This is a genomic window from Gordonia sp. YY1 (genome assembly GCF_009872315.1).
GTDB classification, from domain to species: domain Bacteria; phylum Actinomycetota; class Actinomycetes; order Mycobacteriales; family Mycobacteriaceae; genus Gordonia; species Gordonia amicalis.
Map to the genome: position 1 here is coordinate 1 of NZ_WXYI01000005.1, position 20,290 is coordinate 20,290.

A 20,290-nucleotide genomic window follows, 5' to 3' on the forward strand; every position below is an offset into this window, starting at 1 on the left:
GCGCCGCTTCGGGTGCCGATGCCTGGCACGGATTCGAGAATCCGTGCGTGACGGTGGCGGCGGAACACCTCGGTGATCTGTTTGTCCAGCTCGGCAATCTGACGAGTGAGCGCCATCAGGGAGGCCGCTGCCTGCTGCAGCAGCAGTGCCGTGGTCGCCTCGCCAGGCAGGGTGACGGTCTGCGCGGCCACCGCGACACGCGCCTTGGTGATCATCTTCGGGATCGTCGGGCGGCGGACGCCGTGACCGCGGAGGTGATCGTAAATCTCCTCGTCGGAGGCCACAGCGATCGCCGCCGGTGTGGCGAAGCGGGTGAGGAACGCCAGACCGGTCAGTGTCGAGTAGTCGAAACACCGTTCTAGTGCAGGGAAGATGCGGGTCAGTAGACCGCGCAGGCGGTTGATGCCTCGGGTACGTTCAGCGACGAGCTCGTTGCGATGTCCGGTCAGCAGATCGAGTTCGATCGCGACGTCGTCGGGCACGGTAATCGTCGCGAGATCGCCACGTAGGCGGACTGTCTGGGCGATCACGACCGCGTCGCGGGCATCGGTCTTACCTTCGCCGGCGAAGGCGCCGGTCATGCTGTGCACGACCCGGCCGGGCACATAGCGGATGTGCTGGCGCCGTGCGGCCAGCACACCCCGCAGCAGCGCGGACTCCGGTGCAGTCATGTCGATCGCCCACACCACCAATTTCATGTCAGCGACCCGGTCTACGAGCGCTTCGATCGCCGGCTGATCGTTGGGAAGCCGCCGGGACCACAGCACCGTTCCCACCTCGTCGACCGCGGCGGCGTGGTGCTCATGTCGACCGACATCGATTCCTACCCAGACGGTTTCGTCCATACTGCCCCTTCCGTATGCGTCTGGCTCGTCAGGGTGGTTTCGCCGGCACACCTTTACACAGCGACACGCTCGCGAACACATCTCAATCAGCGGCCGAAACAACCCGTCACGGCCCAGGGTGGCCTTCCCCGCCGAGCCACCAAGGGCAACAGGTAATTGTCGAGCCACGCCCCGAACCGCGGACGAGCGTCCGAGGCGACCGCCCCGGACGTACTCCAACGTAAAGGTGATTGTGCGGGAGCGACGCGGGTTCGGTAGGGCTTGGTGTCGCGGCAGCTCTAGTAGTTGCAGTTTTTGTCCGCCATGCTCTTCACATGGCTTTTCACCTGGGGAGATTGGCTTAGGTTTGTGCTAATGCCTCTCATCATTGCCGGAGTTACCGCGATTGTTGCGACCCGGAACGCCAAAAAGACACCGCACGAACGTTTGAAGAATCTGGTTGATATTCACAAGAACATGCCTGCAGATCTAGATTCGAGAAATGCTCCGTCGCCGACCGCAGCGCTTGCGGGTTGGCGAACCGCTGTTCGAGATCGGTGCGTTCCTTGATCGTGGCGCGGACCTGCTTGAGCAGTCGCTGCAACTCTTCGGCGTCTTCGGCCATGCGATCCCCTCCACTGCGCCCGATCAGGTCAACTGTTCCGGGGCGATGATGCCCCCCGGGTGTGACAGTGCGACCCGCATTGCAGCGCCCCTCGACCCCGCGATTTTAGTGCGCCGTGGCCCTCACACTGCTCACTCCGAACGGCAGTGACGGGCGGCGGCTGGCCGGTACGGTTCCGGCATGGCAGCCCAACGTCGACGCCCAGTGCCGAGATGAGCAAGGCCCGTCGCTCACCGTGGCTTGACGACCGCGCGGCCCTGCTCGTCAAACTGCTCGCTGACCGACACGGACTGACCGTCAGCGAGGACGTCGCCCGCCAGGACATCTCCGACGACGTGGACCACGTAGCTCGCCTCATGCGCATCGGCCGCCAAGCTGCCAAGGTCTACCTGACCGACGACGCGATCATCACCACCCCCGACCGGATCGCCGCGGCAGTCGCCGAGCACCAGGGCGCCAGCATCGTCGCGGCCGCGGGCCGAGAAGGTATCGCCGACGTCGGCCGCCCGGGCCTCGTCGACCTCGATACCGAACGCCGCCGGCGCCGCTGACACCGAACTGCTCGACGAATGCACCAGGAGCTGCCGTGACCACTGAACCGATCGATCTGGACGCCTTCACCGGGTGGGTGCCGTTCGCCACGCTGCCCACCGCCGACGTCCCCACCGAGCCCGGCGTCTACGTCATCGTGCGACCGACCGACGATCCCCCCGCATTCCTCGACGCCTCCCCCGCCGGCCACTTCAAGGGCAAAGACCCCACCGAGCCCGTCGCCGATCTGCAGGCGCTGTGGGTGCCCGGCACCCGCATCGTCTACATCGGTAAGGCCAATGCGGGTAGCGCCGGACGCCGCGGGCTGCGTAAACGGCTCGACGAATTCCGCCGGTTCGGCGCCGGTGAACCGGTCGGCCACTCCGGGGGCCGACGGATATGGCAGCTGGCCGACCACGCCGGCCTCCTCGTCGGATGGCGCGTCACCGACGACGCCGAGGCGGCCGCGACCGAAACAGACATGATCGTCCGGTTCCGCGCCCACCACGGAATGCGCCCATTCGCCAACATGCGCAACTGAATTCGATGACCCGGGGCCGATGACCGAATCGCCTCAAGGCTCCTGCGTGTCGAACTGCTCAACCCCGACGAACGCCGCGAGGTCCGTCACATCCCGATGCACGTCGAACGCACGCAGCAGCCCGATGTAGTGCTGCTTGTCCAGATCCCAGTCGTACTGCTCCACGGTGGGGTCTTGGGCCGCGGCGAACACGAGGTCAGCGAGAAGCCTTGTTGTGCGGCCGTTTCCGTCAACGAAGGGGTGTATGCGAACCGTCTCGGCATGGACCGCGATCCCCAACTGGCGGGGAGTCCAGTCGTCGGTGTGCTCCCACCGCCAGGCAATGGAGTCGAGCGTGTTGCGCAACTCGACGGCGATGAGTTCGGGAGCGACCCCGATGTTGAGTTCGAGCTGACGCGCCCGCCCCACTGCCAGATCGGCCCGAATAACTGCGTGTGGAGATCACGGATGAAGTAGTCGCCGAGAAGCTCGTCGAGCGGCAACGAACCGTCCAATCAGGGAGGGACTGTCTCGATAACGTGTGTAGCTGCGGTCTCGGGTCGGGGTAGCTAGTGTTGTGCAGCTGGTGTCCGTACGAGGATGCCATCCAAAGTCGGGCAGATTCTGATTTGGCAGCCGAGTCGGGATGTGTGGTCTACGCCATCACAGAATTCCAGCATTGACACCTCTTGGTCGCTGCTGGGCGGCAGTTTGTCCAACCAGTCTGCATCGACGTGCACATGGCATGTCGCGCATGCGCACTCCCCGCCGCAGTCCCCGTCGATGCCTGGCACGTTGTTATTGACGGCGATTTCCATCAGTGACATGCCGTCTTCGGCGTCAACGCAGCGGCTCGTACCGGTGTAGTCGATGTAGGTGATCTTCGGCATTTCGATTCCTTTATCAGTGGGTTAGAGGGAGGTTGGGGATGTTGCGCGGGTGGGGGCTTTGACCGCCGCCGCAAGGGCTGTGAGGGGGAGGCTCTCGTCGGCGAGTTGCGTCGGGTCTACCTCTGCGCGTTCGGCGATAAGGGTTTTCGACGCCATGAATTCGCGCGGCCGGTTGATTGCATCGACGGCCAGCAGTTTCCCGGCGCGCAGGTAGAAGGCTGCAAACGATGCTGAGGCCGGATCACCCCGGATGATCACGTCGTCGTAGCCTTCGTTGACGCCGGCCGTCTGTAGTTTGATGTTGTACTGGTCTGACCAGAACCAGGGGACTTGACGGAACGGCTCGTCTCTGCCGAGGATCGCTGCGGCGGCCGTTTTGGCCTGTTCGATGGCGTTGTGCACCGACTCGAGGTGAATTGGTCGGCCGTATATGGGGCTCGGGTACTGGGTGCAGTCACCAGCTGCGTAGATGCTAGGTGCGCTTGTCTGGCAACTGTGCGCCAGCCTGGCCGGCACCGACCACCACAACGGCTTCGGTCACGCAGGTGTGGATCATCAGGCGTTGATGCGCACGGGCAGCGATTCGTAGCCCTTGACGAACGGTGAGAGCACGCGGGTCGGTTCTTGAAGAACTTGGATCTGCAGTGGGTCCGGCCACCGTTTGAGGATTTCTTCCCACAGGATGTTGAGCTGTAGTTCGGCGAGTCTGTTGCCGACGCAGCGGTGGATGCCGAACCCGAAGGACAAGTGCTGGCGGGGCTTGGCGCGATCGATGATGAATGTGTCGGGATTGTCGATGGCCTCGGGGTCCCGGTTGCCGGACACGTACCACATCACGACTTTGTCGCCCTGGCGGATGTGCTTGCCGCCGAACTCGATGTCTTCCAGTGCGGTACGACGCATGTGCGAAAGAGGTGTTTGCCACCGGATGATCTCCGACACCATAGAGCTGATCAACGCCGGGTTGGCGGACAGTTTGCGGTATTCGTCGGGAAATTCGTTCAGGGCCAACACACCGCCCGTCATCGAGTTGCGGGTGGTGTCGTTGCCGCCGACGATCAGCAGCACGACGTTTCCCAGATATTCCTCGGGCGCCATGTGTCGTGTTGACTCCGAATGGGCCATCATCGAGATGAGATCGTTCTTGGGTTCGGCATTCACGCGCTGGTTCCACAGCTCGGTGAAATACGTCGCGCACTCCATCAGCTCGGCCATGCGCTGTTCTTCAGAATCGATGATCCCGCCACCGGGCAACGCCGTGGTGACGTCCGACCAGCGCGTCAACTTGGCGCGGTCGTCCCAGGGAAAATCGAACAGCGTCGCCAGCATCTTGGTGGTCAAGTCGATCGACACCCGATGCACCCAGTCGAACTCTTCATTGATCGGCAATCCGTCGAGGAGGTCCGCGGTGCGCTGGCGAATCACCGATTCCATGGTGGCAAGGTTTTCGGGCGCCACGATGGGGCTCACGGTCTTTCGCTGGACATCGTGTTTCGGTGGATCCATGGCGATGAACATGGGAAGCGATGCTGCGGCGTTGTCGTCCATGATGGTGATGCCGCCACTTTTAGCCTCCGACGAGAACACCTTCGGGTTGGTCTCGACTGCCATGATGTCGCGGTACTTGGTCACCGACCAGTAGGGGCCGAACATGCTGCTCTTGCAGTAGTGAACCGGATCCTCTTCGCGCAGGCGTTTGAAATAGGGATGCCAGGTGTTGTCCCGGAACAGCACGGGATTGCTCACATCGATGTCCTCCAAGGCCATCCCGTACGCTGCGTTCGTCGCGTCGCTGGCGGCAACCGTCATTTCGGTCATGTTGGTCCCTTCTCAACCTGGTGCTCTACAGAAAAATGGGCGCATGAGCGGAAACATATCTCGCCCCAACCGTTTTGCGCGCCGAGCCGTTCCACCTCGACGTGCACCCCGCGCGGCCTAATGTGACCCTCAACACGATCAAGAGTGATAGGTGGCGAGGCCGACGACAAGTGGCCCGCGGGCCACGTCATGACCCCTGCGGGCCACGTCTGGAAGAGGCCGGATGCGGACGTGAGCCGCACCGGACGTTCGAGCTACCGCCGATCGGCGAAGTTCCTGCCGGGCAATCCGGTGCACACGCAGACGGGCTGGAGCCGATTCGTCATGCTGCGCCGGACGTTGCGAATCGAGATTGCGATGGTGACTGCCGCCCCTTTCGTTCCCATGATCGATCACGCCAGCGTGGGCCAGTGGGCTGCGTGCCGTTGGCGGCGCCGACAACTGGCCGACGAGGCCCGCGGAAAGTTGTCCGGACTACCAGCGCGGAGCGGGGGGCGGGTCTGGTTGCGGCGCGGTGATGAGCGGAACACGGAAGGTCGCGACGAGCCCACCACCAGCGCGAGCGGCGAAATTCACCCGACCGCCCATTGCGTCGGTGATCTGCTGCACAATCCACAGTCCCAGACCGGCGGTGCCGCGCTGACCGCCGGCACTGACGTACTTTGCTGTCAGCTCTCCCAGATCCTCGTCGGGGATTCCGGGGCCACGGTCGGCGACGGCGATGACGAGGTCGTTGCCGTGTCGACTGCACGTGACGTCGACCGGGGCGCCGCGGCCGTGGCGGGCCGCGTTTTCGAGCAGGTTGGTCAGCACCCGACGCAATCCCTGGGCGTTGATCGCGACAGCACTCAGGTCGGCGGTCATCGCAAGCTGTAGGCGTGGCGCAGTGAGGCCTACCGCATCGGCTGCTGCGGTGACGATATCCGCGACGTCGACTTGGCGTACCCTGCCCCCAGAAAAGGTGGGGCGTCGGCTCAGCGCGACGTCGGAGAGTGCGTCGAGCATGTCGACGACATGGCGGGTGTGCCGGCTGGCCAGCTGCAGGCTGGTGCTGCGGTCGGCGTCCGTCATCGGTGAGATGCCGGCCAGTGCATCGAGCAGTGCCTCCAGCGAGGCGATGGGGGTGCGGAACTCGTGCACCAGCACCTGCAGCCCGTCCTGTTGGGACTGGTAAGAGGTGAGCAGCCGTGAGCGCAGATCGCGTTCCTCCTCGGCCGCGGCGTGCTGGGTCTCGGCTTCGACCAGAGCGCGCAGTCTGGAGCGGTGTTCGCGCTCCGCCAAAGTGGACAGGCCCGCGGTGAGAACCGCCGCGAACAACAGATACAGCGCCCACCAGCTGGCCTGGGCCCAAGGGCTGAGCGCCGTTGCTGGCGTCGATGAAGAGGGCACGATCACAGCGGTGTACGCCAGACCCAAAAGCGTCGATAACAGCAGAGTCTCGATGAATGACAGCCGGGCCGCCGATGCGATAACGACCAGGGGAAGTACCGCCACCACCGGGCTATGCGGTCCACCGGTGACGGCGATCCAGGCAAGGGTGATGGCACTGTCAGCCAGGGCGACCGCCCAGGAGTACCGGGTGCGGCGCGCCTCGAATTTCGGGTTGGCCAACAGCACCATTGCGTACACCGTCGCCGCAATCAGAATGCCCACAGCCGCGGGCACGTGCTGGCGAACCCAGGCGGGTCCCACAAGCACCAGCACCCCGACTGACGCCACTACCGCCATCCGGACTGCCACCACAACGCGGGCCAGTCCGTATTCGTCACCGTCGACAAATGCGGTGACCCGGTTATGCAGTCTCATCGACCTTATCCTGGGGTGCGGCTAACATCGTAACAATGAAGCCTAGCGGCGGCCGGAAGGGGATCGTCGTGGCTATCGTCGATGACCACGAACTGTTTGCGCAGGGACTAGCCTTGCTGCTCACCCGCGAATGGGGGGACGTCTTCACCGTGGGGGGCCAAACCAGCTATGTCGAGGAGGCGGCGAACCTCGTCGCGGACTGCGCCGCTGACGTCGCGATCGTTGATCTGACCATGCCCCCGCTGGGAGGACTGGCTGCGATCCGCCACATCAAGGGCCGTAGCCCCACGACCCGGATCCTCGCGCTGTCGGGCACCGATGATCTCGACCTGGCCGAAGAAGCGTTGCGTGCCGGAGCCGACGGCTTCCTGCCCAAGACCGCACGGCCCGAAGCGCTGGCAGGTCCTCTGTGGACGATCGCCGAAGGCATGCGGGTTGTCGATGGCGCCGTCCTCGATGACCTCCTGACCCAGACCCGCCGACCCCCAAGTGAAGTGCTAGAGCATTTGTCCGATCAGGACCTGAAGTTGTGGACGTTGCTGGCGGCAGGGCTGGAGAACGCGGAGATGGCCGACCGATTGCTGGTCTCGGAACGAACCGCCAAGCGCATGGTGGCCACGCTGCTAAATAAGCTTGGCGTAAGTAACCGGATCAGCGCTGCTGCCTTGGCGGGCAAGTTCGGGTTGCTAGACATCAGCGATGTCCAGGCTCGGCGCCTGGCCCGTTCGCCCTAACTTTAGTTGCGTTAGTGAGCGACGCGAATCTGGTCGCATGCAGCTGACTCTGGAAGCCAAGTAGCGTGACGCCGCCATTGCTGCGGCTCAAGGCCAGCGGGATCGGCGAGAGTCTTCCGTATCTGTGACACCTGCCTGCCAGTCGCGCGGCACTCCCCCGGGCGGCGGGGACCCTCTCCCTGCCTGCTTGGCCCTGGCGTCGCCCGTGCGGCGGCGCCGTGCAAGGCTGCGCGAGGCGTGCTCGATCTGCGTGGCACTCGTGGGCCACTGATGGCACGGGTGGCCCTGGTGTGTGCGCCACGTCGTTGTGATGATGGGCACACAACATTCAACATGTGAGGAATCAATAGTGAAGACGAAGGCTGCGGTTCTGTGGGGCCAGAACGAGAAGTGGCAGGTGGAGCAGATCGACTTGGATCCGCCCGGTGAGGGCGAGGTGCTCGTCAAGTTGGCCGCCAGCGGTCTATGCCACTCCGACGAGCACCTCGTTACTGGCGACCTTCCCTTTCCATACCCTCTGGTGGGCGGGCATGAGGGCGCTGGCGTTGTCGAAGCGGTGGGACCCAATGTCGCCGATATCGCCGAGGGCGATCATGTCGTGATGATGTTCTTGCCCGCTTGCGGGCGATGCTCCTACTGTGCCCGCGGCATCGGGAACCTCTGCGACTCCGGCGCCGCGGTGATGCTGGGACCGCAACTCGACGGAACCTACCGTTTTCACGCGCGGGGCGAAGACGTCGGTCAAATGTGTTTGCTCGGAACGTTTTCGGAGTACACCGTCGTTCCTGCCGCGTCGGTGGTCAAGATCGATGACGATATTCCCCTGCATACCGCTGCATTGGTGGGGTGCGGGGTAACCACCGGTTTCGGCAGTGCAGTGCGTACCGGCGAGGTGCGGGCGGGAGACGCCGTCGTGGTCATCGGGGCCGGCGGCATCGGCATGAACGCGATCCAGGGAGCGCGCATCGCCGGTGCCCGCATGATTATGGTGGTGGACCCTGTTGAGTTCAAGCGCGCCAAGTCTTATGAGTTCGGTGCCACGCATACCGCCTCATCGATCGATGAGGCGTGGAACGCGATCAGCGACTTGACCCGCGGCAGGCTTGCCGATGTCTGCATCGTCACCACCGGTGTCGCTGAGGGCGCCGAGGTGGGCCCAGAACTGAGTCTCATCGGTAAGCGGGGTCGTGTCGTGGTCACCGCGATCGGACACCCGGAGGAAACCACTATCACGACAAACCTTCTTGAGCTGACTTTGTATGAAAAGCAGATCCGTGGATCGCTATTCGGCTCATCCAACGGCCAGCACGATATTCCGCGGTTGCTGGAGCTCTACGCTCTCGGCCAATTGAAGCTCGATGAGCTCATTACCACCGAGTACGACCTGGAGGACATCAATCAGGGTTATGAGGACATGCGGTCGGGCAGAAATATCCGCGGCGTCATCCGCTATTGAGTGGGCCTTCGGACGGTCACCTAGCCGTTCGCGAGACGAGGATTCGGGAATGGTTCGCGCGCTGAGCCCGGGAAACGTAGCGGCTCCAGGAGACTCGTGCGCAACACATGGACACCGCTGGCGAAGAGTCGGTGACCAAGACCTGCCGTATCGACGTCTTTTTCCGGGGAACGTAGTCGGACAATCCCGGCCGTGACCATGTTAGACCCGAGGCCGGTGAGTCATCACCGGACACTGCACAGAGCGCCCACCTACAACAAACATGCAGGCAAACAAAGGAATTGTGATGACCACGCTATCAATCGACATACCTGAGACGCTGCAAACGTTTTTGCGTGGTGCGTCGGCGAGCATCGTCATCGGGGCGGACAAGCTTGGGGCCGCCGACGGAGCCGAGGCTGTGACCACCGATCCGGCGACCGGCGCCGTATTGGCCACCATCGCAGCGGGTGGTCCGATCGACGTGGCGCGGGCGGTCGACGCGGCGAGCGAGGCATTTGAACACTGGCGTCGCCTGAGCCCGGCCGCCCGCGGCCGGATACTGCTCGACGTCGCCGACGCGATCGAGGCGCATGCCGAGGAACTCGCCACTCTCGAGACGCTCGACAACGGCAAACCGCTGACGGAATCGTTGTACATCGATATCGGATTGGTCAGTCAAATCTGGCGCTACTTCGGTGGCTGGACAACCAAACTTGGCGGCCAGACCCTGCCCGTCTCACCACCGGTGGGCGAGGCACTGGTGTATACGCAACGGGAACCGCTGGGCGTCATCGGCGCGATCGTGCCGTGGAACTTTCCGCTGCTGATCGCGTCGTGGAAGGTGGCGCCCGCCCTGGCCGCCGGCAACACGGTCGTGCTCAAGCCGTCAGAGCACACCTCGCTGACCGCATTGCGGCTGATCGAGATCGCTCTCGAGGCAGGACTACCTCCGGGTGTGCTCAACATGGTCACCGGGCTCGGTTCTTCCGCCGGCCAGGCCCTCATCGAAGACCCCCGGGTGGCCAAAGTGTCGTTCACCGGCTCGACGGAAACCGGTCGCCGGATAATCACCGCCAGCGCACCCAGCATCAAGAAACTCACCCTGGAACTGGGTGGCAAATCAGCCAACATTGTCTTCCCGGATGCCGACCTCAAAGCCGCGGCCCAGGGGGCACTGGCCGCCATCTTCCTCAACCAAGGGCAGGTGTGTTGTGCAGGGTCGCGCCTGTTCGTTCACCGCGACGTGCGTGACGAACTGCTCGCCGAGCTGGAGACCGCGACCCGGGCGATCGAGCTCGGTCACGGCCTCGATGACAGCACCGAGATGGGGCCCCTGGTCTCAGCCACCCAGCGCGACCGCGTTGAAGGTTTCCTGCGCGCCGGCACCCAGGAAGGCGCCACCCTGCTCTGCGGCGGCCAGCGACCCGGCGGCGCACTGAGTCACGGCCACTTCTTGACGCCGGCCATCTTCACCGACGTCGACGACGCCATGACGATCGCCACCGAGGAGATCTTCGGGCCGGTGCTGTCGGTGTTGACCTTCGACGACGAAGCCGAGGCGGTGCGCCGGGCCAATGCCAGCGCGTACGGACTGGCAGCGGGGGTGTGGACCGACGACCTCAAACGCGCGCACCGAGTGGCCAGGGAGCTTCAGGCTGGCACTGTGTGGGTCAACTTGTACAACGTCTTGGACCCCGCGGCACCGTTCGGTGGCTACAAGGCGTCCGGATACGGGCGCGATCTTGGCGAGGAGTCCCTGCTCGGCTTTACCCAAACCAAGTCCGTGTGGATCGGCTTGGACTAGCCCGGATCTTCCAGCTTTGGCGATCAACGACACGAAAGGATCACCGCCATGGGCGTTTTCACTGACGAGGCAGAGGTGCACAAATACATCGGCGGGGTGTTCGAGAAGGGCCTAGCAGATCCCGACATCGGGCCCAAGCTGTCCGCCTCGGGTGTTGTGCTGCAAATCAACTACACCGATCCCGAGGCGATTGTGACGGTGGACCTTCCCAACGCGACAGTGCTCGCCGGCGCCACCGACATCACACCCGATGTCGAGTTGTTCATGTCGGCAGACACCGGCAACCGATTCTGGCAGGGCAAAGTGAACCTGTCGCTGGCCATGGCCAAGGGACAGGTCCGCGCCAAGGGCCCGGTGCAGAAAGTCATCAAGCTCGTCCCCACCGCCAAACTGCTCTTTCCCACCTACACCGCGATGCTGGCCGCCGACGGCCGCAGCGACCTCGAACTGTGAACGTCGACATGGCTTGTGGCGGGCGGAATCGCTGATGCACTCCACCATGCAGGCCGCTCCGCTGTCGGTCGCCTCGATCCTGGCGCATGCTAGCGGCGTACACGGCGCCAAGCAGGTGATCAGCGCCACCGAACAGGGCCTTCGCGCTGCAAACTACCTGCAGATCGGCCAGCGGTCGGCCCAACTGGCCTTGGGCGCTGCGACGTCTCGGTGTGACCGGCGACGACCGCGTCGCCACGTTCCAGTGGAACAACCAGGAACACCTGGAAGCCTATTGCGTGGTACCCGCCATGGGTGCTGTCCTGCACACGATCAATATCCGACTCTCGGCCGATCAAATCCGCTACGTGGTCAACCACGCCGAAGACACGGTCATCATCGTCGACGCGTCCCTGACGCCACTGCTGGCCCCGCTGTTGGCGGATGCGCCCTCGGTGCGGGCGGTGGTGGTCACTGGCGGCGGCGATGCTGTCGAGCTGCTGCGCGGCAACGGGCCCGAAGTAGCCCATTACGACGAGCTGCTCGCCGCTGAGGGTGACGAGTTCCCTTGGCCTACAGTCGAAGAAACCTTCGCAGCGGCAATGTGTTACACCAGCGGCACCACCGGCGACCCCAAAGGGGTGGTGTACAGCCACCGATCCTTATACCTGCATTCGATGGCCGCATGCACCACAAACGGGCTGGGCGTCGGCGAGGGCGATCGCGTCTTCCCGATCGTGCCGATGTTCCACGCCAACGCATGGGGGCTGCCCTACGCAGCGCTGATGGCAGGGGCCGACCTGCTGATGCCCGACCGATTCCTGCAGGCCGACGCGATCAGCCGGATGGTGCACGAGCAGCGCCCGACCATAGCGGGCGCCGTACCGACAATCTGGAATGACGTCCTCTCCCATACGGGACGCGTCGGCACCTGCGACTTCTCATCGCTGCGGCTGGTGGTCTGTGGCGGCTCCGCGGTGCCGCGCGCCTTGATAGAGGCATTCGAGGAGCGCCTGGGCGTCACGGTGTTGCAGGCCTGGGGAATGACCGAAACCTCGCCGCTGGCCGCCATCGCACGCCCGTCGGCAACGGCACCGCCCGAGCGGGCACAGGAGATGCGAACGACCCAAGGCCGCCCCGTGTGCGGAGTCCAGATGCGTCTCGTCGCCGATGACGGTTCAGTGCTGCCGCACGACGGTCAAGCGGTGGGGGAACTGGAAGTCCGCGGGCCCTGGGTAACAGGCGCGTACTACCAGGGTGCCGACGACGACAACTTCCACGACGGCTGGTTGCGCACTGGGGATGTCGGGCGCATCGACGCCGACGGCTTTCTGACTTTGACCGACCGTGCCAAGGATGTCATCAAATCCGGCGGCGAATGGATTTCATCGGTGCAACTAGAGAACATCCTGACCGGGCACCCAGCCGTGTTCGAGGCGGCGGTAATCGGCGTGCCCGACCCAAAATGGCAGGAACGCCCCCTCGCTGCGGTCGTGCTGCAGGATGGACTCCACATTGCGCCCCAAGAGATCAAATCCTGGCTGGCCCAACAGGTTCCACGATGGTGGCTTCCCGAACAGTGGACGTTCATCGAGCAGATTCCCCGCACCAGTGTAGGGAAGTTCGACAAGAAGCTGCTGCGCGCCTACCATGCGGACGGCAAGCTCAGCATCACCACGGTGCGGTGACTGCTAACTGCAGCGTTGACGCGCGACCATTTTCGTCCCCCTTTGCAGGATGACTACGATGATCTGGCAATTGCGCAGCATCCATCGCCGTTAGGCCGCTGACACAGCCACGCACGGCGATCACCGCGTCAGCGACAGCGACGCGCCGTCAACATCGCCTGATCGTTGGCGGGGCTGTGGATGCGACCGTCGACGCCGGAGAGATCCCGCCGGCCCGGCACCGGCGCCGGCTGCTGACACCGCGGCGCCAGACCCCGGTGTGATCCCGATCGAGCACGCCTCACCGTGACCGACGGCGCGCATCCGCTGTCGCCCGCCCCGACCAAGCGAAAGGACCGACCGTGATGGCCACCGGCAGGGGGCTGTTCCCGGCAAGACCTCTGCCGGGCCCGCGCCGTCGAGCCGGCCGTACGCCACCAGCAGCGCCGAACTCAACCACCCCTATGTGCCAGGTGAGTCGGCCGCCGATCAGAAGCAGGCGGCCGAAGGGTGGCGCTGGATTCTGCTGACTGCGGCGGCGGTAGCCGGCGTCCTGGGCTACACGAAGGTCTGGCCCGCCGCCCAACAGTTCCTGATCCGGCCGTCCCCGGCTCGCGACTACCTGCTGCCTGCGTCACCAGACCCGGTGTACGTCATCGCCGGAGCAGGTGTCGGCTGGTTCTGGGTCCTGTTCATCGCCGCCCCGATCGCCCTCGCGACCCTGGCCGCGCTGTGGTGGGCGGCGCTGAGCTTGACGAACCGCCGGGCGCGCTCCGGGCACATGGGGCAGAAGCAGGGGTGCTTCGACGACGAGGGGCCGTCGCGACGTCGACACCCCCGGATGCCAGTGGCGCCCGGGGGTGTTGAGGTCTGGGGTTTGGTGTCGGGAACTACGGGATTTGGACGTAGTAGGAGACGCCTTTGTTCAGGTTGGGGTGGGTGGTGAAGGACATGAGGTTGATGCCCTCTCCGACTCCGCGAAGGTTCACGCGGACCGGTGCTTGCGGTCGCGGGCCGAGGTCCATCGGTATGATTTTCTCGCGGTACTGGATGCCTGACCAGTAACCGATCGCGACGTTGATTTTGCAGGAGGGGTTGCGTCCCCAGGCGGGTTGGTTGCCGGTGAATCCGCGTGAGGTGAGGGAGATGGTGGCCTGGCCTCGTTTGGCGGGGTTGGTGTCGATTCCGACGTGGATGGCTCCGTGGCAGAAGGCGTTGTTTCCCATGACCCAGATGTCGTCTCCGAGGACGCCGAGTCGTGGTGCCGGGGCTGCCGATGCCGTCAAGGGAACTGCCAGTAGCAGTGTCGACAGTGCGGCGACGGTGACCAGAGCCCGAGTGGTGATCGTCTTCATTGTCATGTGTCGCCACACTACTGTAGGTGCCCGACGTCGATGGTCTTGCGAGCAGCAACTTGCGCGGGTGCTGTGACCCTTTGCGCTGTAACCTTTTTGGATCACGCCGTGATTGTGCTTGTGTCCGAGCTGTCTGGCGGTTGTCGAGCGGCATTACTCGGATGGGTGGGGATTGGAAACGGGTCTATTGGGGAGGCAGGGGGATTCGACGGTATGGGTACATCTGAGGTCCGATGTGTTGTTCCTGCGGCGGAGGTCGGCCATACGACGGTGTTTGAGTTTCCTTATCGGACCGGCGGAACCGTGGTAAGGTCCACGTTGCGTATTCGCTGGGAAGACGACCCGTCGGCGGGGCTGTGCACGGCGTGGTGGGCGTCGTTCAGTCGCCCGCCGTGGCGACTCGACGGCGATCTTCCGGGGCTGGTTCCGGTGGAGGCCTTAGCGGAAACTGTGGCCGGCGAGCATCGAGCGGCAGAGGAACCGACGGGATTACTCACCGGCTGAGGACGCGGGTCTGAGTCGAGATCTGACAGGTCTAGCGGTCGATGTAGAGGCGTGCTGCGTGGCGTTTGGCGGCGGCTTGGTGTTCTTCGGCAGCGCGGAGCGTGTCGCGGAGCGATGCGAGGGCTTCGGTGATGCTAGCGATCGCTTCGGCGGGCGTGGTCGGTGCGCCGAGGGTGTCGACGGCAAGATCGTCGCGTTGGGCGAGGTCACGGTAATCGCGCTCGATGTCGAGCGCCTGGCGTTGCAAGCGATGATGGGGTCGTAGAGCTGGTCGATAGCCTGATCGAGCGTGTTCCCGGGGTCGTTCACGACATTCTCTCCTTCGTCCAGGTATGCATTGCCACAGTCAGTTAGGTGCGATAGGCGTGGGCACGGTGGTCGATTCTGACGACAACGATGGTGTGGTTCGGGTCGTCGATGCGGAGCAGGACGCGGTAGTCGCCGCGTCGGGCGCTGTGGAGGCCGGCGAGGTCGTTGCGCAGCGGCTTGCTGAGCCGGTGCGGGTTACCAGCGAGAGGTCCGGAGATGAATTCGATGACGGCGTGGACGATCCGGGATGGAAGGCGTTGAAGGTCGCGGCGAGCTGGGGATGCGACCTCGACCCGGTACGGGGCGGGCGAGTCTGTCGGAGCGTCGCTCATTTCGGCGGCATGCCGTGTTCGGCGCGCAGGTCGTCGATGGAGACGGTGTGGCCGGCGGCGTACTCGGCGTCGGCGGTAGCGACGTCGTCGCGGACACCGGCACGTGAGAGCCAGTAGATCGTCTCGTGCAGCGATTCGAGATCGTCGGCCGACATCAGTACCGCGGCGGGTTTGCCGTGCTTGGTGATCGTGATGATGTCGTGCGTGGTTTCGGCGCTGTCGACCAGCGCGGAGAGCTTGTCCTTGGCTTCACCCAGTGGCACTGTCGTCATGCCGTCCAGTGTAGCCGTTAAACTGGCCTGGCGATAGCCAGACTAACTGGTAACGGGACGTGTTGAAGTGGGACGAGTACCTTTGAGCGTGCCGTCGGGGGTAGGCGGTTGCGTCCTCAAAGCTTCGGTGGCCAGCAGTGAACGGCGGGCACTCGCGGACCTCCGCTGACGACAACAATCGACTCCTCCACCTTGCACTCACGGAAGCATGGGGGAGGAGTGTTAGGTGGTGTCGGAAACAAAATCTGTTTCGCGAGGACGCGCCAGGACTGTGTCGAAGTGGCCGCAGTCGGCCATCCGTCGAAGATATAGTCAAAGCTCAAATTGGTTGGCGGCAAGCAACTCCGCCGTGATCATTAGCAAGGACGTGCAGTGATGAGCATCGAATCTGAAGTCTTGGAGACCTTCCTGGCTGAACTAGCCACTATCGATGATGTGCCGCCCGACGTCACCACGAGACTTGCGACGCTCTTGGCGGCGGACAAGCTGCCGAAACAGGATCAACTTGTGGGGCTGTACACCAATGCGAGCGGCGAATCAACACTATGATCCAGGTTCAGAAGCTCCGCATCAAAGAGTTCCGCGGCATTCGCGACCTCGATCTCAGCATGGACAGCAGCCCCTTCGTCGTGGTCGGCCCGAACGGATCAGGAAAGAGCGGAGTGGTTGACGCCATCGACTTCGCATTGACTGGCAACGTCGCTCGCCTCAGCGGAGCCGGCACGGGCGGCATCTCCGTCGCGAAGCACGCGCCGCACGTGCACCAGCGCGACAACCCAGCCGCTGCAAGCGTCACCCTGACCTTCACACACCCAGCCAGCGGACAGACCGGCACTCTCACTCGCAGCGTGAAAACCGCAGCCCAGTTCACCCTGGAGCCCAAGACTCCCGAACTCGTCGCAGCCGTCGAATGGGCTGCACGTCATCCTGAACTGATCCTGTCTCGACGCGAAGTCATCAAGTACGTCAACACAGAGCCCGGGAAACGCGCCCAAGAGGTACAGGCTCTCCTCAAGCTCGACCGCATCGACGAGACTCGTCGCCTACTCAACACGGCCCGCAACAAGACGAGCACTGCCGCCAGAAGCGCCGACGACGCAGTGAAGTCCGCAGAGGACGCCGTCAAACGCGGTCTCGACATCACCGATCTGCTGCCGAGCGAGGTCACGGTGGCAGTCAACAAGAAGCGTGAAGTGCTCGGCCTGGAGCTGCTGTCAGCAACCAATCTTGAGACCGACCTCAGCGCCGGAACCAAGACCGAAGACCGTCAAAGCACCTTCAACCGGGCATCGGCCATCCGGGACATCGAAGCCGTCACCAGCTATGTGACCGAGCACAAGGACCTCGACACCGCTGTCAGCGACCTCGTCACCGCGCTAACTGAACTCGAGGCCGATCCCGCAGTTCTTGACGCGCTCAAGCATCGCCAACTGGTCGAGGCCGGGCTGCCACTGGTGATCAGTACGGCCTGCCCGCTGTGCGACCTGGAGTGGCCCGACGTCACATCGCTGCGACAACATCTGAACGACAAGCTCACTCGATCCGAGACAGCCGCGAAGCTCCAGGAACGCATCCAGACCGCGGCGGGCAAGGTGGCCGGGCAGCTTCGCGGCGTGCGGTCCTTGATCCAGGCAGCGCAGCCGCACGCTGTCACGACGGGACAGTCCGCGTTGCAGGCGTCCCTGTTGGACTGGTCGAACGACCTTGCCGCGTTCGAGGCGAAGCTCGCGACAATCGACTCGATCCGTGATGAGTCCGAGCGCCTCACCAACGATCCCTTGGACACTCCGTCGCCGATCAATGATGGGCTGAAGGCGCTTCGAGCGACGATCGAAGCACTGCCAGACCAGACCTCGACTGAAGCCGCGCGAGCATTCCTCACAGTCGCCCAAGACCGTTGGACACAACTTCGCCAAGCGCGAGCGAAAGCAACGAAGGCAACCGCAGCTCGTAAAGCGGCGAACGCGGTCTACGAGAAGTACAACTCTGTGGCAGACGCGGCACTGACGACGCTCTACAAGACCGTCGAGGCCGACTTCAGTAACTTCTATCGGCAGATCAACTCCGACGACGAATCATCCTTCAAAGCAGGGTTGTCAGCGACCGCTGGGAAGCTCGACCTCGAAGTCGACTTCTACGGACTCGGCATGTTCCCACCGATGGCGTACCACAGCGAGGGCCACCAGGACGGTATGGGCGTCTGCCTCTACCTGGCGTTGATCCGGCAGCTCCTCAAATCGGACTTCCGACTCGCCGTCCTTGACGATGTCGTAACCTCCGTGGACGCTAACCACCGACGACAGTTCTGCAAGCTGCTTAAAGACGTCTTCCCCGACGTCCAATTCATCATGACGACCCATGATGAGGTTTGGGCGCGCCAAATGCAGTCCTCGGGTCTCATCGCTCGACGTTCGCTCGCTCGATTCCACGGCTGGACCGTTGATGGGGGTCCGTTCTACGGGCAAGGTGGCGACTTCTGGACTCAGATCGACGCCGACCTTGCCAGCGACGATGTTCCTGGCGCTGCTCACAAGCTACGGCGCAATCTGGAGTCGTCGTTGGCCGATGTCGCTGCGAGCATCCAAGGCCAGGTCGTGTTCCGCGCCGATAACAACTACGACCTCTCATCCTTCTTCTCTGCAGTCAAAGGCCGGCACGGAGATCTACTCAAGAAGGCCACCGCCTCAGCGAACTCGTGGAACAACGACGCAGCGAAACAGAAGGTCGAAACGCTGAAAGACGAGCGAGCGAAGGCGATGCTCGCCCAGGACGGAGAGAACTGGGCAATCAACGCCCTCGTCCACAACAATGACTGGGCGACTATGACGAAAGCAGACTTCATACCAGTTGTAGAAGCTTGCAAACAATTCCTCGAACTTTTCACCTGTAGCAACGGTGCGTGCGGCGGGTGGATCTATGTTCTTGGCATCCCAGGAAAGGAAGAAGAACTCCGATGCTCTTGCGGGGACTTCAACGTGAATCTCCGGAAGAAATAGACAATGGCTCGACAGCCACGCGATGGCGGCATTGCCTCCTTTGCAGTCGACCGGATATCGATCTGAGCTACTTACGCTAGGTCAATCTGTTCGTCGAGAACCGACACGTACCTGGCGTAGGTCGCGGCCGAAGCCACGGCGTGTCGCTCGATGGTTGCAGGGGAGTACCCGAGAGTGTCGGCGAGTATCGCGGCAGGTGCGAGCTTCGTGAGTTCGTGCAGGGTGCCGAGTCGCGCTGCGCGGGTGCTGAACGTCGCCTTCAGCCGGTTCCGGAGGTGAGTTGGATTGATGTGTTTGCCGGGGATGTAGCCGCGGAATACCCAGTTCGTGGAGGGATGTGCGGCGGTATTCGCGAGGTCGCGTTCTCCGGCGAGGTAGCGGAATGGCTCGTCGAGCGGGGCCGGCAGAACTATGGCGATGTCGCCGAGTGTAACGGTCACGAGTACGTCTGAGACCATGAGGTGGTCCCAAGTGAGTTTGACGACACGGTCGATCTGCTGGCCGAAGACGAGCACCAGGATCGCGGCAGCTCGGTCCCTTGGATTCAGTGCTGGTTGGTTTGACGTAATGCGGTCGACAGCATCTCGCTGGCCCTCAGCGCTCATTTTCGAGCTCGTGCCACGTCGATGTGGTGTCATTGTGAGGTCCGCGGCGACCAGCTTGGTCTTGATCGCCCACGCAAGAAATCGAATGGCGAACTCTCGCGTGCTCGGACCGTCGGCCTGCCACGAGTCTAGATCCGCTTGGGATAGGTCGCCGATCGAGACGTCGCGGTCGGTGAGCCAGTTGAGGAATTCAATTGTGACAGTGACGGTCTGCTTCGACCGTAGGAACGTGCCGTGCGACACCGAATCCATAGAGTGCATCTGCCGCAGGTGGTGCCAGCGTATGTAGCGGTTAGCGATCTCGCGATGTTCCGCCGATTTCAGGCGGTCGAGGGCGTCGTTCGACCAATCGATATAACGGTGAAGTAGTCCGTCCCTGGGCGGCAAGACCTGATGTGCGATCAGGAGTTCTCGGACGTATTCTCGGGTGCGCGATCGGGGGAGTTGGTCGATGACGTCATGGGAAGCGAGCGTCGTGCGAGCCAACTCGTTGAGGAACGCTGTGACATGTTCTTGGTTAATCCAGGTCAGACCACTGTTGGCCCGTTTCATCGACTTCAGCGCAGCCGCAAAGGGTTTCAGCTCATCGTTGATGACACCGGTCTCTGGATTCGTCAACAGTCGGTCGACGGTCGATCCCAGAACGCATCGCCAACAGCGCCCCTGTGCGTAGAGTTCCTCCTCGGCGCCGCACTCAACGCAGTCGACGTTGAGTTTGATACCAGTGCATTTGCGGCACGCCGGTTGGCCATCGATAATTCCTGGTAGCACTCCATCGTGACCGCACGGGCACACACCCCGAGTGCGTTTGGCTGCTTGGTAGCAGTA

General features: G+C 63.3%; 21 protein-coding genes and 1 pseudogene. 10 read left to right on the top strand and 12 right to left on the bottom strand.

Going from position 1 to position 20,290, the window contains the following annotated elements; all coding sequences use genetic code 11:
- The coding region (locus tag BPODLACK_RS08580) for an IS110 family transposase (protein WP_159405193.1) at positions 1 to 845 on the bottom strand (845 nt) is incomplete at its 3' end.
- A gap of 376 nt (positions 846 to 1,221) precedes the next feature.
- A complete protein-coding gene (locus BPODLACK_RS08585) occupies positions 1,222 to 1,449 on the bottom strand; it encodes a hypothetical protein (protein WP_006438765.1) in 228 nt (75 codons plus the stop codon).
- 212 nt (positions 1,450 to 1,661) lie between these two features.
- On the opposite strand from BPODLACK_RS08585, the gene BPODLACK_RS08590 reads away from it, so the two are divergent.
- Complete coding sequence (locus tag BPODLACK_RS08590) at positions 1,662 to 2,000, top strand: hypothetical protein (RefSeq protein WP_006438766.1); 339 nt, start codon at positions 1,662 to 1,664, stop codon at positions 1,998 to 2,000.
- A gap of 35 nt (positions 2,001 to 2,035) precedes the next feature.
- Complete coding sequence (locus BPODLACK_RS08595; protein WP_006438767.1) at positions 2,036 to 2,521, top strand: hypothetical protein; 486 nt, start codon at positions 2,036 to 2,038, stop codon at positions 2,519 to 2,521.
- 33 nt (positions 2,522 to 2,554) lie between these two features.
- On the opposite strand, the gene BPODLACK_RS08600 is transcribed toward BPODLACK_RS08595, so the two are convergent.
- The 5 genes from BPODLACK_RS08600 to BPODLACK_RS08620 form a co-directional block, all read right to left on the bottom strand.
- On the bottom strand, positions 2,555 to 2,929 hold the full coding sequence (locus tag BPODLACK_RS08600) for a Fic family protein (protein ID WP_006438768.1): 375 nt from the start codon (positions 2,927 to 2,929) through the stop codon (positions 2,555 to 2,557).
- Between the two features lie 140 nt (positions 2,930 to 3,069).
- Positions 3,070 to 3,390 (bottom strand): 2Fe-2S iron-sulfur cluster-binding protein, encoded by a 321-nt coding sequence (locus tag BPODLACK_RS08605; protein ID WP_006438769.1) that lies wholly within the window; start codon positions 3,388 to 3,390, stop codon positions 3,070 to 3,072.
- 21 nt (positions 3,391 to 3,411) lie between these two features.
- Positions 3,412 to 3,792, bottom strand: coding sequence for an oxidoreductase C-terminal domain-containing protein (locus BPODLACK_RS08610; RefSeq protein WP_024498990.1), 381 nt, complete (start codon positions 3,790 to 3,792; stop codon positions 3,412 to 3,414).
- Positions 3,793 to 3,945: 153 nt separating this feature from the next.
- Complete coding sequence (locus BPODLACK_RS08615; RefSeq protein ID WP_006438771.1) at positions 3,946 to 5,208, bottom strand: cytochrome P450; 1,263 nt, start codon at positions 5,206 to 5,208, stop codon at positions 3,946 to 3,948.
- Between the two features lie 474 nt (positions 5,209 to 5,682).
- On the bottom strand, positions 5,683 to 7,014 hold the full coding sequence (locus BPODLACK_RS08620) for a sensor histidine kinase (protein WP_006438772.1): 1,332 nt from the start codon (positions 7,012 to 7,014) through the stop codon (positions 5,683 to 5,685).
- 35 nt (positions 7,015 to 7,049) lie between these two features.
- On the opposite strand from BPODLACK_RS08620, the gene BPODLACK_RS08625 reads away from it, so the two are divergent.
- From BPODLACK_RS08625 to BPODLACK_RS08650, 6 genes and pseudogenes are all read left to right on the top strand, one after another.
- Positions 7,050 to 7,748, top strand: coding sequence for a response regulator (locus BPODLACK_RS08625; RefSeq protein ID WP_096273204.1), 699 nt, complete (start codon positions 7,050 to 7,052; stop codon positions 7,746 to 7,748).
- 349 nt (positions 7,749 to 8,097) lie between these two features.
- Positions 8,098 to 9,204, top strand: a complete 1,107-nt coding sequence (locus BPODLACK_RS08630) for an NDMA-dependent alcohol dehydrogenase (protein ID WP_006438774.1) — start codon at positions 8,098 to 8,100, stop codon at positions 9,202 to 9,204.
- A 286-nt stretch (positions 9,205 to 9,490) separates the two neighbouring features.
- Positions 9,491 to 10,990, top strand: coding sequence for an aldehyde dehydrogenase family protein (locus BPODLACK_RS08635; RefSeq protein WP_096273206.1), 1,500 nt, complete (start codon positions 9,491 to 9,493; stop codon positions 10,988 to 10,990).
- Between the two features lie 48 nt (positions 10,991 to 11,038).
- Positions 11,039 to 11,443, top strand: a complete 405-nt coding sequence (locus BPODLACK_RS08640) for an SCP2 sterol-binding domain-containing protein (protein ID WP_006438776.1) — start codon at positions 11,039 to 11,041, stop codon at positions 11,441 to 11,443.
- Between the two features lie 34 nt (positions 11,444 to 11,477).
- Positions 11,478 to 13,110 (top strand): annotated as a pseudogene (locus BPODLACK_RS08645) (long-chain fatty acid--CoA ligase).
- Between the two features lie 445 nt (positions 13,111 to 13,555).
- Entirely contained in the window at positions 13,556 to 14,035 is a 480-nt protein-coding gene (locus BPODLACK_RS08650) for a hypothetical protein (protein ID WP_006438779.1), read from the top strand.
- On the opposite strand, the gene BPODLACK_RS08655 is transcribed toward BPODLACK_RS08650, so the two are convergent.
- The 4 genes from BPODLACK_RS08655 to BPODLACK_RS08670 form a co-directional block, all read right to left on the bottom strand.
- Positions 13,980 to 14,450: a hypothetical protein gene (locus BPODLACK_RS08655; protein WP_006438780.1), complete on the bottom strand. Its 471-nt coding sequence runs from the start codon at positions 14,448 to 14,450 to the stop codon at positions 13,980 to 13,982. The two genes, BPODLACK_RS08650 and BPODLACK_RS08655, sit on opposite strands and share 56 nt — an antisense overlap.
- A 529-nt stretch (positions 14,451 to 14,979) precedes the next feature.
- Positions 14,980 to 15,195, bottom strand: a complete 216-nt coding sequence (locus BPODLACK_RS08660; protein ID WP_236577641.1) for a hypothetical protein — start codon at positions 15,193 to 15,195, stop codon at positions 14,980 to 14,982.
- A 103-nt stretch (positions 15,196 to 15,298) separates the two neighbouring features.
- Positions 15,299 to 15,589, bottom strand: coding sequence for a type II toxin-antitoxin system RelE family toxin (locus BPODLACK_RS08665; protein WP_006438782.1), 291 nt, complete (start codon positions 15,587 to 15,589; stop codon positions 15,299 to 15,301).
- Positions 15,586 to 15,861: a type II toxin-antitoxin system Phd/YefM family antitoxin gene (locus BPODLACK_RS08670; RefSeq protein ID WP_006438783.1), complete on the bottom strand. Its 276-nt coding sequence runs from the start codon at positions 15,859 to 15,861 to the stop codon at positions 15,586 to 15,588. The genes BPODLACK_RS08665 and BPODLACK_RS08670 overlap by 4 nt, the downstream gene beginning before the upstream one ends.
- Positions 15,862 to 16,236: 375 nt before the next feature.
- On the opposite strand from BPODLACK_RS08670, the gene BPODLACK_RS08675 reads away from it, so the two are divergent.
- Entirely contained in the window at positions 16,237 to 16,410 is a 174-nt protein-coding gene (locus BPODLACK_RS08675) for a hypothetical protein (protein ID WP_159405104.1), read from the top strand.
- Entirely contained in the window at positions 16,407 to 18,857 is a 2,451-nt protein-coding gene (locus BPODLACK_RS08680; RefSeq protein ID WP_159405105.1) for an ATP-binding protein, read from the top strand. Before BPODLACK_RS08675 ends, BPODLACK_RS08680 begins: the two co-directional genes overlap by 4 nt.
- Positions 18,858 to 18,928: 71 nt before the next feature.
- Here BPODLACK_RS08680 and BPODLACK_RS08685 read toward each other — a convergent pair whose 3' ends face one another.
- Positions 18,929 to 20,080 carry a Fis family transcriptional regulator gene (locus BPODLACK_RS08685; protein ID WP_220455652.1) on the bottom strand — a complete coding sequence of 384 codons (1,152 nt, stop codon included), beginning with the start codon at positions 20,078 to 20,080 and terminating at the stop codon, positions 18,929 to 18,931.
- Between the last annotated feature and the right edge of the window lie 210 nt (positions 20,081 to 20,290).

What these genes read in the sequence shown, in the direction of transcription:
- BPODLACK_RS08590 (WP_006438766.1), top strand. Translation starts at nt 1,662, where the DNA reads ATGAGCAAGGCCCGTCGCTCACCGTGGCTTGACGACCGCGCGGCCCTG.
- BPODLACK_RS08640 (WP_006438776.1), top strand. Translation starts at nt 11,039, where the DNA reads ATGGGCGTTTTCACTGACGAGGCAGAGGTGCACAAATACATCGGCGGG.
- BPODLACK_RS08620 (WP_006438772.1), bottom strand. Translation starts at nt 7,014, where the DNA reads ATGAGACTGCATAACCGGGTCACCGCATTTGTCGACGGTGACGAATAC.
- BPODLACK_RS08680 (WP_159405105.1), top strand. Translation starts at nt 16,407, where the DNA reads ATGATCCAGGTTCAGAAGCTCCGCATCAAAGAGTTCCGCGGCATTCGC.
- BPODLACK_RS08615 (WP_006438771.1), bottom strand. Translation starts at nt 5,208, where the DNA reads ATGACCGAAATGACGGTTGCCGCCAGCGACGCGACGAACGCAGCGTAC.
- BPODLACK_RS08635 (WP_096273206.1), top strand. Translation starts at nt 9,491, where the DNA reads ATGACCACGCTATCAATCGACATACCTGAGACGCTGCAAACGTTTTTG.
- BPODLACK_RS08585 (WP_006438765.1), bottom strand. Translation starts at nt 1,449, where the DNA reads ATGGCCGAAGACGCCGAAGAGTTGCAGCGACTGCTCAAGCAGGTCCGC.
- BPODLACK_RS08665 (WP_006438782.1), bottom strand. Translation starts at nt 15,589, where the DNA reads ATGAGCGACGCTCCGACAGACTCGCCCGCCCCGTACCGGGTCGAGGTC.
- BPODLACK_RS08655 (WP_006438780.1), bottom strand. Translation starts at nt 14,450, where the DNA reads ATGACAATGAAGACGATCACCACTCGGGCTCTGGTCACCGTCGCCGCA.
- BPODLACK_RS08625 (WP_096273204.1), top strand. Translation starts at nt 7,050, where the DNA reads ATGAAGCCTAGCGGCGGCCGGAAGGGGATCGTCGTGGCTATCGTCGAT.
- BPODLACK_RS08675 (WP_159405104.1), top strand. Translation starts at nt 16,237, where the DNA reads ATGAGCATCGAATCTGAAGTCTTGGAGACCTTCCTGGCTGAACTAGCC.
- BPODLACK_RS08670 (WP_006438783.1), bottom strand. Translation starts at nt 15,861, where the DNA reads ATGACGACAGTGCCACTGGGTGAAGCCAAGGACAAGCTCTCCGCGCTG.
- BPODLACK_RS08605 (WP_006438769.1), bottom strand. Translation starts at nt 3,390, where the DNA reads ATGCCGAAGATCACCTACATCGACTACACCGGTACGAGCCGCTGCGTT.